The organism is Paraburkholderia steynii (genome assembly GCF_900100565.1).
GTDB lineage: Bacteria > Pseudomonadota > Gammaproteobacteria > Burkholderiales > Burkholderiaceae > Paraburkholderia > Paraburkholderia terrae.
The window spans coordinates 106,413-119,607 of the sequence record NZ_FNDI01000028.1; the positions used below are offsets into that span (position 1 = coordinate 106,413).

Here is a 13,195-nt window from a genome sequence, read left to right on the forward strand (position 1 = left end):
TATGGGGATCTTGCGATACGACGCCGCTCGTTCAGCGACGAAGCGGGCGGGTTTGCGTCGAACCGTGCGTTCGCTGACGCGCAACGGCTTGCGCTTGCCGCTGCGCGCGACGCTGGCCGCGTTGCTGTTTGCGATGACGCTGCCGACCGCGCAGGCCGCATCCGATGCCGCGCCTTCCACCTCGCCGGGCGCGATTCCCGCCACGCGCGCCGAACTTGCGGCGAAGCCGGGAACGACGCCCAGCACGACGCCGCTCGTGCCGTCCGCGCCCGCCAGCAATGGCTTGCCGCCGCTGCCGTCCGCGAAGCCCGTCGATCCGCGTGCGGGGCAGCAGCCCGCGTTCGCCGAGCCGGCGCCGCAACCCTTTGCCGTCGTGCGCGGCGGCCGCGACACGATGCCGACCACGGCCGACAACGGCACGGCCGTATCGGGCGGACGCCGTCAGACGTTCACGTTCGCGCAGTTGGGCGCGCTCGATCCGCTGCAACTGCGCGGCGTCGACGGCCAGAACGGCGTGCCGTTCTCGGTGCGCGCCGATGAAGTCGTGACGGGCGCGAACCTGCATCTGATCTATAGCTACTCGCCGTCGCTGCTGTCGAACCTGTCGCATCTGAAAGTGCTCGTGAACGGCGAAGTCGCGGCGACGCTGCCGTTGCCGCGCGAGCAGGCGGGCACGCTGCTCGCGCGCGACATTCCGCTCGAACCGCGCCTGATCACCGAGTTCAATCACCTGAACGTCCAGCTGATCGGCCATTACACGCAGGGCTGTGAAGACCCGGCGAGCAGCGCGCTGTGGGCGACCGTCAGCAACGCAAGCACGCTCGACCTCACGTTCGCGTCGCTTGCAGCCAAGCCTGATCTCGGCGCGCTGCCGCTGCCGTTCTTCGACCGGCGCGACATTCGCCGCCTCGAACTGCCGTTCGTGTTCGCCGCCAAGCCTTCGCCGCAAGCGCTCGAAGCGGCGGGCGCGGTCGCTTCGTGGTTCGGCTCGCTGGCCGGCTATCGCGGCGCGCTGTTTCCCGCGCAACTCGACAACGCGCCGCTGTCGGGTAACGCGGTCGTATTCGCGACCAACGACGAACGGCCCGCAGGCGTCACGCTGCCCACCATCAACGGCCCGATGCTCGCGGTCGTCGATCGCGAAGCACCCGCGCACGGCAAGCTGCTGCTCGTGCTGGGCCGCGACGCGCGCGAGTTGAAGATCGCCGCGAACGCGCTGTCGCTTGGCGAGGCGGCATTGTCGGGCACCGTGCAGACCATCACGCACGTCGACGCGCCGCGCGCGCGTCAACCGTACGACGCGCCAGGCTGGCTGCCGACCGATCGCCCCGTGCGCTTCGGCGAACTGGCCGTGCCGAAAGATCTGTCCGTGCGCGGCTATAACGGCGACGTCGTGCGCGTGGACCTGCGTGTCGCGCCCGATCTGTTCACGTGGCGTACGAAGGGCGTGCCCATCGACCTGCGTTACCGATTCACCGTCCGCCCCGCGCCGGACCGTTCGACGCTCAACATCAGCGTCAACAACAACTTCGTGCAGGCGCTGCGGATTCCCGCGCAGTCGTCGTCGATGCTCGATCTCGGCCGTTATCTGAACCGGATGCTGCCCGACCACACGGCGCCCGCGTCGAAAGAGATCTACATTCCGCCGCATCTGCTCGCGTCGCAGGCACAGCTGCGCTTCCACTTCTACTACGACATGCCGAAGACGGGCGAATGCCAGGGGCAGGTGCTCGACAACGTGCGCGGCGAGATCGATCCCGATTCGACCATCGATCTGTCATCGTTCCCGCACTACATGGCGCTGCCCGACCTGGCCGCGTTCGCGAACAGCGGCTGGCCGTTCACGAAGCTCGCCGACCTGTCGCAGACGGCCGTGATCCTGCCCGTCAACGCGAACCCGAGCGACTACAGCGTGTACCTGACGGTGATGGGCCGTATGGGCGCGTCGACGGCATATCCCGTCACGGCCGTCACCGTCGCGACGGCCGCCGACGTGCAGCGTCTCGCCGACAAGGATCTGCTCCTGATCGGCGCGCCCGGCCAGCAGCCGTTGCTGACGACATGGGAAAAGGACATGCCGTTTTCCACCGCCGACGACTCACGCCGCATGCAGTTCTCGAACGTGTCGTTCCGCATCGCCAACTGGTGGCACGGCGATCGCGGCGGCGTGCGCACGGCGGGGCGCGCGGACCTGTCGCTGGTGAATTCGTCGGGCGACGCGATCATCACCGGCTTCCAGTCGCCGCTCGAAAAAGGTCGTAGCGTGGTCGCGCTGATCTCGGCGCCCGGTCAGTCCGACACCGATCTGACCAACGCGATGCTCGACGCCGATCTCGTCCAGTCGATCCAGGGCGGCTTGACCGTGGTGCGCGGCAGAACACTCGAAGTGGTGTCGAACGGCGACGTGTATTACGTGGGCCACCTGTCGCCAATCGAGTACATGCGCTGGGCGTTGTCTGTGCATCCGCTGCTGTTGCTGCTCGCCGGGCTGATCGCGGCGCTGATCATCGCCGCTGTGTTCTACCGGCTATTGCGCGCGGTCGCTGCACGCCGGCTGAAGGATTGATATGCGGGCGTCGTTTTTCTCACGCCCGTTGCACGCTGCGCTCGCGTGCGCGGGTGTCATGGTTGGCATGACGGGCCACGTGCAAGCCGCGACGTGCGACGACTGGTCAGCGTATCGCGCGTTCGTGTCGCGCTTCGTGCAGCAGGACGGACGCGTCGTCGATTTCTCGACGCCCACGCAGCAGACCACGTCGGAAGGCCAGTCCTACGGCATGTTCTTCGCGCTCGTCGCGAACGACCGCGCGACCTTCGAGCGCGTGTTGCGCTGGACGCGCGCGAATCTGTCGGCGGGACGTTTCGACGGCGACGACGTGAAGCTGCCTTCATGGCAGTGGGGCAAAAAGCCGGATGGCGCGTATGGCGTGCTCGACCCGAACTCGGCGGCGGACTCGGACCTGTGGATCGCCTACGATCTGTTCGAGGCGGGCCGTCTGTGGCATGAACCGGCGTACACGAAGCTCGCGTATGCGCTCGTCACGCAGATCGAGAAGCAGGAAGTCGCGGATCTGCGCGGCCTCGGTCCGATGCTGCTGCCCGGTCCGCAAGGGTTCCGCAACGGCGGCACGACGCGGCTGAATCCGAGCTATCTGCCGTTGCCGTTGCTGCGCGCGCTCGCCGCGCAGTCGCCGAACGGGCCGTGGGCACGCGTCGCGGACAATGCATTCAAGCTCGTGAAGACGACTGCGCCGCTCGGTTTCGCGCCGGACTGGGCCGCTTATCGTGATGGGCAGCGCGATGGCCAATTCATCGTCGATCCGCAAAAGGGCGACGTGGGCAGCTACGATGCGATTCGCGTCTATCTGTGGGCAGGGCTGACTGCACCCGCCGATCCACTCGCGAAGCCGTGGCTCGCCGCATTGCACGGCATGCGCGACCGGATCGCGCAGACGGGCGTGCCGCCCGAGAAGGTCGCGACAACCACGGGCAACGCGAGCGGCGAAGGCCCAATCGGTTTCTGGGGCGCGCTGCTGCCGTATTTCCGCGCGCTCGGCGACACGCGCGCGGCGGGCCTCGCGCAAACGCATCTGGCCTCGCTCGCCACACCTACACCCGCGCCCGCACCAGGTGCAGGCCAGGCCACTCAAAACCAGCCTGTCTATTACGACGAGGTGTTGATGCTCTTCGGTACAGGGTCCGCAGACGGCCGCTACCGCTTCGATGAAAACGGCCGTCTCGTGCCGCGCTGGGAGAACTCATGCCAATCCGCCAACGCGCGCTCGTAATCGGCGTCGCACTCACGCTCGGCGCGGGCGCGGCGGCGTCGGCATTCGCGCAGGCGCAGCCTAACGATCCGATGAGCGTCCTGATCGATCAGGGCAAATACTGGCAGTCGCACAAGCGCGGCGATCTCGCCGAGCAGGCGTGGCTGAAGGTCTTGCGCATCGATCCGAAGCAGCCCGACGCGCTGTATGGCATGGGCATCGTGATGTCCGACCGCAAGGACGGCGCGGGTGCGCAGCAGTATCTCGCGCGCTTGCGCCAGGCCGCGCCGAACTATCCGAACATCGACGAACTCGCGCGGCGTCTCGGTCAATCGAGTCCCACGGACCAGGCCGTCAACGACGCGCGGCGTCTCGCGCAGGCCGGGCAGCAGGCGTCGGCGGCGCAGGCTTACCGGCAGGCGCTCGGCTTGAAGCCGACCAATCCGCAGCTCGCGCTGGAGTACTACCAGACGCTGGGTTCGTCGCCGCAAGGCTGGGAAGAGGCACGTCGCGGGCTGGAGCAGTTGGCGCGCGAGCATCCAGACGACCCGCGCTTCGCGCTTGCCTATGCGCAGCATCTGACGTATCGCGAAGCGAATCGGCGCGAGGGTATCGAGCAGCTTGCGCAGTTGTCGAAGGATTCCGTGGTCGGCGCGCAGGCGAAGGCGGCCTGGCGCCAGGCGTTGTTGTGGCTCGGCGTGCGCGCATCCGATGCACCGCTCTTTCAGGCGTATCTGTCTGCCGTTCCCGATGATGCCGCCGTCAAGGCGCGCGCCGATTCGATTGCCGAGCAGGACCGGCGCGCCAGCGAGCGCGCGCAGCAGAACGCGGGCGCAGACGTTCGCGGCCGCACGATCGCTGAAGGCTTTGCAGCGCTCGATCGCGGCGATCTCGTGACGGCGAAGGCACGCTTCACGTCGGTGCTCGCCAGTGCGCCGAACGATGGCGACGCGCTCGGCGGCATGGGTGTTGCGCTGCTCAAGCAGGAGCAATTCGCGCAGGCGCGCGACTATCTGCTGCGGGCATCGCAGCAAGGCGGCGCGGGCCGCTGGCGAGAGGCGCTCAATAGCGCGACCTACTGGATGTACACGAGCGAAGGTCTCGGCGAGCAGAGCAACGGCAATCTCGCGCAAGCGAAGGCGTCGTTCGAGAAAGCGATTGCCGTGAGTCCCGGCGACGTCACGGCGCAAACCGCGCTCGGCGATCTGCTGATGCAAAGCGGCGACCCGCGCGGCGCGGAAGCGGCGTTCCGGATGGCGTTGCGCCGCCAGGCCGACAATCCCGATGCGATCCGCGGCCTCGTCGGCGCGCTCGCCGCGCAGGGACGCGGCAACGAAGCGCTCAGCTTCGCGAACCAGTTGACTGACGAGCAGCGCAAGAAAGTGGGCGGCGCGGACCGTCTGCGCGGCGAGGCGCAAGCTGCGCAGGCGCGTGCCGCCGAAGCGCGCGGCGATCTGGGCAATGCGCGTAGCCTGTTCGAAGACGCGCTGCTGAGCAATCCCGACGATCCGTGGTTGCGGCTCGACCTCGCGCGCATCTATGCGAAGCAGGGCGCGTATGCCAATGCGAAGAGCATCATGGATGGCCTGATCGCGCTGCATCCGGACATGCCCGACGCGTTCTATGCGAGCGCGCTGCTCGCGGCGGATATGCAGGACTGGCGCTACGGTCTGTCGCAACTCGAACGCATTCCGCTCAACAAACGCACCGATGCGATGGCGGTGCTGCAGCATCGGCTGTGGGTTCATCAGCAGTGCGACGAAGCGGTGGCGCTCGCGAAGAGCGGGCGCGTCGCGCAGGCGCGCGGATTGCTGCAGAACGCGGAACCCGTTGCGGGCACGAATGCCGAGCTGATCGGCGCGATCGCGTCAGCTTATGTGAACACGGGTGACACGCCGCGCGCGCTGATGATGGTGCGCAGCGCCGTCGCGCGCGCGCCGAACGATCCGGGGCTGCTGCTCACCGACGCGGGCATTCTGCTGAACGCGGGCCAGGACATCGAACTGGGCGAGGTGATGCGGCGGCTCGCATCGATGCAGCTGACGGGCCAGCAACGCAGCGACTTCGAGAAGATCAACGTCGCGATCGTCGTGCGCCGCACGGATGCGCTGCGCCAGGCTAACGACCTGGCGAGCGCGTTCGACGTGCTGTCGCCGTGGCTTGCCGCGCGGCCGAACGATCCCGACATTCTGGCGGCGCTCGCGCGTCTGTACACCGCGAACAACGACAACGCGAATGCGCTCGCGACGTATCGCCTCGCGCTCGCGCAGAATCCGACCGACATGGGCCTGCTGCTCAACGCGGCGGGCGCGGCGACGCAGATCCGCAAGTTCGACTTCGCCGAATCGACGTTGAAGCAGGCGTTGCGCATCGCGCCGAACAATCCGGATGCGCTCGCCGCGATGGGGCGCATGTATCGTGCGCAGGGCAGGAACAGTCTGGCCGCGCAGTATTTCCAGCGTGCGCTGATTGCGCAGAACGCGCCGCTTGCGCGTCCCGGCGCGACGGCGGCGGACGCCAATGGTCAGCCCGTGCCGAGCGGCTGGGATGTGCCGTTGCGCCCGAGAGGGCCGATTCCGTTGCCTGGCACGAATCCTTTTGCGAACCGGGCGTCGGCGGATGCGTCGAACAGTGTGCCGTTCCCGGCGCAGAATACCGGTCTCATGACCCAACCGTCTCCGATGCCAGCCATGCCTGCCTATATTCCGCCGACGCAGCCGGTCAGCGCGCCTAATGCGCCGTACGTCGCGCCGCAGCCGCAGCCGGCCTCGCAGATCAACTCGCTGGAAACGCTCGCGCCGCAAGCCGCGGTGACGGGCAGCGGAACGTCGGACGCGGACGGCTACGGGCCCGATCAATATGGCTCGTCGCAGTCGGGCGGCGGGCTCGCGCTGGGACAGGCGTATCCGGCGCAAGGCTATGCCCAGCCTTATCAGCAACCGTATCAGCAGGGCTATCAGCAGCAGGCGCCCGGGCAGCAATATCAGCAACCGGTGTACGCGCAACCGGCTGACATCAGTACACCGTGGCCGATGTCGCCTCAGTCGCAGGCCGCCGCGCAGGCGCAGGCGACACAGGGAATGAACGCGCAGCCGGCTTCGAAGAAACGGACGACGAAGAGCGCGCGTACGTCGAACAGCAATGCGGCGTATGCGCAGCAGCAGGGCGGTTATCAGCAGGGCAGCGTTCCGCAGGGCGGCGCTCTGCAGCAGGGTTACGCGCAACCTTATCCGCAGCAACAGGCTTATCCGCAGCAACCATATCCACAACAGCCGTATCCGCAGCAGCGCACGTACGCGCAGCAGCCGTACCCGCAACAGCAGGCGTATCCGCAGCCTTACCAGCCGCAACCGCCGCAGCAGCCGTATGCGCAGCAGGGCTATACGAACCAGGGCTACGGACTCGTGCCCTACGTCCCGCAACCGCCCGCGCCTTATCCGACGCGCAATACGCAGATGCAGGACGAGCAGAACCGGCAATATCCGCAGCCCACCCAGCCGCAGCCGCTGACCGTCGAGGAAGAACTCGCGCAGATCAACCGCGAACAGACCAGCACGGTGAGCGGTGGCATCCAGTTCCGCAATCGAGACGGCGAGAACGGCCTGTCGAACCTGACGGATATCGAAGTGCCCGTGCAAGGCCGCATCCGCGCGGGCGATGGTCACGTGACGGTCGAAGTCACGCCCGTCACACTCGATGCGGGCACGGCGAGCAGCAATTCGAACACGCTGGCCCGCTTCGGCTCCGCGCAAACCGATCAGACCAGCAATCCGTACGGCTCGCAGACGGCGACGGGTGTCGGTGTCGACGTCGGCTATCAATATCGCGGCCTGAAAGCCGATGTCGGCGCGACGCCGTTCGGCTTTCGCGAGCAGAACATCGTCGGCGGCGTGCAGTACAAGGGTGGACTGACCGACAAGGTGTCGTACCGGCTGACGGCGGCACGCCGCGCCGTAACCGACAGCCTGTTGTCCTACGCCGGCGCGCGCGATGCGCTGGCGAATCTGGAATGGGGCGGTGTCACGTCGAACGGCCTGCGCGCGGATATCGGTTGGGACGACGGCACGAGCGGCCTGTACGCGAACCTGGCGGGGGACTACTACGATGGCCGTCACGTCGCGTCGAACAATTCGGTCAAGGGCGGCGGCGGCGTGTACACGCGTCTCTACAAGGACGCGGACCAGACTTTCACGGTCGGCGTGAACACCACGCTGATGCACTACAACAAGAATCTGTCGTACTTCACGTATGGTCAGGGCGGCTACTTCAGCCCGCAGCAGTATGCGATCCTGAATCTGCCGATCGAATGGACCGGGCGCAACGGGCCGTTCGCCTACGACCTGAAGGCGTCGATCGGAGTGCAGCATTACCGTCAGGACGATTCGCCTTACTTCCCGCTCGATCCCAATCTGCAAAGTGACGCCGCCTCGCGTTTCGCGAAGGCAACCCAACCGGTGCCCGACCAGAACGCCGTCTATCCCGGCCAGAGCAAGACGGGCGTGTCGTACTCGATCGATGCGGTCGGCGAGTATCAGCTTGCGCCGCAACTCACGGTCGGCGCGGCAGCGTCGTTCGGAAACGCGTACGAGTATCGCGAGTTCGTCGCTGCCGTGTATGTGCGCTATGCGTTCACCAGGCAGACCGGCTTACCTGTCTTCCCGCCTTCGCCGCTGCGCTCATCGTACCTTCCCGTGAACGACTGAGCACGTTCTCTGAAGAAGCAACGCGGTGACCGCGTTGCTTCTTTCCTCTCCTTGCAGCAAGCACGCCTGCGGCGGTCCGCGAGTATCCCGGACCGCCGCCGGCACTTCGCACGCACGTTTTTTTACGTCCCACTACAATCAACCGACCCGATCCCTGAATGTGCATGCGCAACAGATCGACGCAGTGCGTATGCACTCGCCGGCCTCTCGCGATTAGCGCGTCACGTCTAACAAAGCGCGGTTATCGACCGGATTTTGTTGGGCGTCGGCGGATAAACAAAAACCCCCACTTACGGATACGCTCATGGCAACGCTGAACATCAACGGCCAGTCTCATACCATCGACGCGCCGCCCGACATGCCCGTGCTCTGGGCGCTGCGCGATATCGTCGGTCTCACGGGAACGAAGTTCGGCTGCGGCATCGCGCAATGCGGCGCATGCACCGTGCATCTGGATGGCGTTGCCGTGCGCTCATGCGTGCTGCCCATCGCGGCTGTCGGCGACAAGAAGATCACGACGATCGAAGCCGTCGGCGACACGCCCGCGGGCAAGAAAGTGCAGGCGGCGTGGCGGCACCTGGACGTCGTGCAATGCGGCTACTGCCAGTCCGGACAGGTGATGCAGGCGGCTTCGCTGCTCGCCCAGAACCCGAACCCGAGCGACGCCGATATCGACGCGGCGATGGCGGGTAATATCTGCCGCTGTGGCACGTACAACCGCATCCGCGCTGCTGTGAAGCAGGCAGCGAAGGAGGCGTGACATGTCGCAAGGATTGCTCGATGCACAAAACGGCAAGCCGCGCGACGACGATGCCGCGCGAGTCACACGCCGTGCGTTTTTGAAATTCAGTGCGAGTGTCGCCGCGATGGCGGGCGGCGGCCTGATGCTCGGCTTCAGCATGCCTGCGCAAAGCCAGGGCGATGTGCGCAAGTCCGTGATCGGCGGCGATGGTGTCGAAACGCCGCAAAGCGGCGTGCTGGCGCCGAACGCATTCGTGCAGATCGACACGGCGGGCAAGGTCACGCTGATCATCCCGAAGGTCGAGATGGGGCAAGGCGTGTACACGTCGATCCCGATGCTGATTGCGGAAGAGCTCGAAGTGCCGCTCGACAGCGTAACGATCGACCATGCGCCGCCCGACGAAACGCGCTTCACGGACCCGCTGCTCGGCGGCCAGCTGACGGGCGGCTCGACGTCGATCCGCTATGCATGGGAACCGATGCGACGCGCGGGCGCGACCACGCGTGTGCTGCTGATCAACGCGGCCGCGCAGCAGTGGCAGGTGGACCCGGCGTCGTGCCATGCCGAGAACGGCCAGGTGATTCATGCGGACACGAAGCGCAGCGTCGCCTACGGCCAGCTCGTCGATGCCGCCGCGAAACTGCCCGTGCCGCAGAACGTGCCGTTGAAGAACCCGAAAGACTTCAAGCTGATCGGCACGCAGGCGAAGCGTCTCGATTCGCCGGAGAAAGTAGACGGCAGCGCGGTTTTCGGCCTCGATGTACGCGTGCCCGACATGGTTTACGCAGTCATCGTCAATTGCCCGGTGTTCGGCGGGACGCTTGCGAGCGTCGACGATACGGTTGCGAAGAAGATTCCCGGCGTGCGGCAGATCGTGAAGATCGACAACGGCGTTGCCGTGATCGGCGATCACACGTGGGCGGCGAAACGCGGCGCGTCGGCGTTGAAGATCACATGGAACGAAGGCGCGGGCGCAGCCGTGTCGATGAAGACGATCGTCGACGACATGGAGAAGGCGTCGCAGAACGACGGTGCGGTCGCGCGCAAGGACGGTGACGTGAACAACGCGTTCTCGCAGGCGAAGGCACGCATCGATGCCGTGTATCAGCAGCCGTTTCTCGCGCACGCAACGATGGAGCCGGTCAACTGTACGGTTCACGTGAAGCCCGATAGCTGCGAAATCTGGGTCGGCACGCAGGTGCCGACGCGGGCGCGCGATGCGGGCGCGAAGGTGACGGGGCTGTCGCCGGACAAGATCATCGTTCACAACTTCCTGCTCGGCGGCGGCTTCGGACGCAGGCTCGAATTCGACATGGTCACGCAGGCCGTGAAAGTGGCAAAGCAGCTGAACGTGCCCGTGAAGGTGACGTGGACGCGCGAGGAAGACATCCAGCACGACATGTATCGCCCGTATTACTACGACAAGATTTCGGCCGGGCTCGACGCGAACGGCAAGCCAATTGCGTGGCAGCATCGCATTGTCGGCTCGTCGATTCTGGCGCGTTTCGCGCCGCCTGCGGTGAAGAACGGCGTCGATCCCGATGCCGTCGAAGTCGCCGCCGATCTGCCGTACGACCTGCCGAATCAGCTCATCGATTACGTGCGCCAGGAGCCGCACGCGATACCGACTGCATTCTGGCGCGGCGTGGGTCCGACGCGCGGCACGTTCGTTGTCGAGAGCTTCATCGACGAACTTGCGGCGCAGACCAAGACCGATCCCGTCAAGTATCGGCGCGACCTGCTTGGCAAATCGCCGCGCGCGCTGAACGTGCTGAACGTCGCGACGCAGGCGGCGGGCTGGGGCAGCACGTTGCCGAAGGGGCAGGGGCGCGGGGTGTCGGTGATGCACGCGTTCGGCAGTTTCTTTTCGATGGTGGCCGACGTCACTGTCGATCAGGGCGAGGTGACGGTGAATCGCGTGGTATGCGCTGTCGATTGCGGGATGGTGGTCAACCCGAACACAGTGGAAGCGCAGATCCAGGGCGGCATTATCTTCGCGATCACGGCGGCGCTGTACAGCGAGATCACGATCGATCGCGGCCGCGTGCAGCAGAACAACTTCACGGATTACCGGATTCTGCGCATCAACGAAACGCCGAGCATCGACGTGCATATCGTGAAGAGCAGCGAGGCGCCGGGCGGCATCGGCGAGCCGGGAACGGCAGCGGCGCAGCCCGCGATCGCCAACGCGATCTATGCGGCGACGGGCAAGCGGTTGCGGCAGTTGCCTGTCGGTAACCAGTTGATGAACGCGTAAGGGGCCGGCGATGAAAACGACATTGAAGGCATTGGCGCTTGCTGCTGGATTTACCGCTTCGTTCGCGCTCCCCACGTTGTCTCACGCGGCCGATGATGCGCTCGTCACACGCGGAGAATATCTGGCGAAGGCGGGCGACTGTATTGCGTGTCACTCTACGCCGCACGGCAAGCCATTCACTGGCGGCCTGAAAATGATGACGCCGATGGGCGCGATCTATTCGACCAATATCACGCCCGATCCGGAGACGGGCATTGGCCAGTACAGCGAGGACGACTTCAAGCGCGCGATGCGCGAGGGCGTCGCGAAGGACGGCCACAATCTGTATCCGGCGATGCCGTATCCGTCGTACGCGAAGGTCAACGACGACGACATGCATGCGCTTTACACATACTTCATGCATGGCGTGGCGCCCATCAAGCAGGCGAACCGCGAGCCGGACATCAAGTGGCCGTTGAACATGCGATGGCCGCTGAAGTTCTGGAACATGGTCTTTCTGGAGAAAGGCGTGTACCAGGACAAGACGGGCAAGGACGTCGCATGGAATCGCGGTGCGTACCTGATTCAGGGGCTTGGGCATTGTGGCTCGTGTCATACGCCGCGCGGCGTTGCGTTCCAGGAGAAGGCACTCGACGAAAGCGGTGCTCTGTATCTATCGGGCAGCCCGATCGACAACTGGTTCGCGTCGAACCTGACGGGTGAGCATAACGTTGGTCTGGGCCGCTGGTCCGAGGCCGATGTTGCGCAGTTTTTGAAGACGGGCGCGAATCAGCATGCGTCGGCGTTTGGTTCGATGACGGATGTCATCAACAACAGCACGCAGGCGCTGACGGATGTCGATGTTGCTGCGATGTCGCGGTATCTGAAGTCGCTGCCGGCGGCGGGCGGCTCAGGCGGGCCGGCTTATGCGTATGACGCGAAGGTGACTAAGGTTTCGCTGACGCGGCCTGCTAATGATGCCGGTGCGCGGGTTTATACGGCGTTCTGCATGCATTGTCATGGGGTGGATGGGCGTGGGTTTGCGCCTATGCTGGCGCCGCTTGCTGGGAATCCTAATGTGCTGGAGAAGAATGCTTCTTCGTTGATCAATGTCACGCTTAATGGCACTGGCGATCTGGTGATTGGTGGGGTGCCTGCTGCTTATCCTATGCCCAAGTATGGGCCTGTGCTGAATGATCAGCAGATCGCTGATGTGCTTACTTTTATTCGGGCTGGATGGAATAATGGCGCGCCTGCTGTTGGCGCGGGGGATGTGGCTAAGGTTAGGAAAGCTACGCAGTAAATGGGTTTTTTGTCTGCGACGCTGGGTGGTTTGCTTGTTTTGTGCTGCCGTCCGCGGTTTGCCTTCGTGGCGCGGTTGGTTTGGTTTTATGGGGTTTTCGCTGGCATCCGCGATGCGTTAGCTTGCTTCAAGCGTCGCCCCTGTGCGGGGCGGCACCTACTTTTCTTTGCCGCCGCAAAGAAAAGTAGGGGCGGTTTCAAACGTGAAGTGCAACACAAGGCTTAGTGGACAGAAGTATCGGGGCTGGAAGCAAGTGCAAGCATGGTGGAGAAGACTTCGAACGGCGAATGAAATGCGTGTGTGGCACGAGGGCGAGCGTTGAGGCTATCGGCAATGGCGTCAAGGTCATCCTGACTGTAGACCGAGAGATTGGTGCCCTTGGGCAGATACTGGCGTAGCAGACCATTGGTGTTCTCGCACGTGCCACGTTGCCAGGGGCTATGA

At 65.0% G+C, this 13,195-nt stretch carries 7 protein-coding genes; 6 read left to right on the plus strand and 1 reads right to left on the minus strand.

Annotated elements, in window-relative coordinates; translation table 11 throughout:
- Window position 1 precedes the first annotated feature (1 nt).
- The 6 genes from bcsB (at window position 2) to BLT65_RS36400 (ending at window position 12,751) form a co-directional block, all read left to right on the plus strand.
- Window positions 2-2,566: a cellulose biosynthesis cyclic di-GMP-binding regulatory protein BcsB gene (gene bcsB / locus BLT65_RS36375; RefSeq protein WP_091787467.1), complete on the plus strand. Its 2,565-nt coding sequence runs from the start codon at window positions 2-4 to the stop codon at window positions 2,564-2,566.
- 1 nt (window position 2,567) lies between these two features.
- Window positions 2,568-3,788, plus strand: coding sequence for a cellulose synthase complex periplasmic endoglucanase BcsZ (gene bcsZ / locus BLT65_RS36380; protein WP_091787470.1), 1,221 nt, complete (start codon window positions 2,568-2,570; stop codon window positions 3,786-3,788).
- Window positions 3,761-8,470 carry a cellulose synthase subunit BcsC-related outer membrane protein gene (locus BLT65_RS36385; RefSeq protein WP_091787473.1) on the plus strand — a complete coding sequence of 1,570 codons (4,710 nt, stop codon included), beginning with the start codon at window positions 3,761-3,763 and terminating at the stop codon, window positions 8,468-8,470. Before bcsZ ends, BLT65_RS36385 begins: the two co-directional genes overlap by 28 nt.
- Before the next feature lie 304 nt (window positions 8,471-8,774).
- The gene (locus BLT65_RS36390) at window positions 8,775-9,230 is read left to right on the plus strand and encodes a (2Fe-2S)-binding protein (RefSeq protein WP_007579117.1); all 456 of its coding nucleotides are present in this window, start codon (window positions 8,775-8,777) and stop codon (window positions 9,228-9,230) included.
- Between the two features lies 1 nt (window position 9,231).
- A complete protein-coding gene (locus BLT65_RS36395; protein WP_091787476.1) occupies window positions 9,232-11,469 on the plus strand; it encodes a xanthine dehydrogenase family protein molybdopterin-binding subunit in 2,238 nt (745 codons plus the stop codon).
- Window positions 11,470-11,479: 10 nt separating this feature from the next.
- Window positions 11,480-12,751, plus strand: coding sequence for a cytochrome c (locus BLT65_RS36400; protein ID WP_042314250.1), 1,272 nt, complete (start codon window positions 11,480-11,482; stop codon window positions 12,749-12,751).
- Between the two features lie 221 nt (window positions 12,752-12,972).
- On the opposite strand, the gene BLT65_RS36405 is transcribed toward BLT65_RS36400, so the two are convergent.
- The coding region (locus tag BLT65_RS36405) for an IS30 family transposase (protein ID WP_143036624.1) at window positions 12,973-13,195 on the minus strand (223 nt) is incomplete at its 5' end.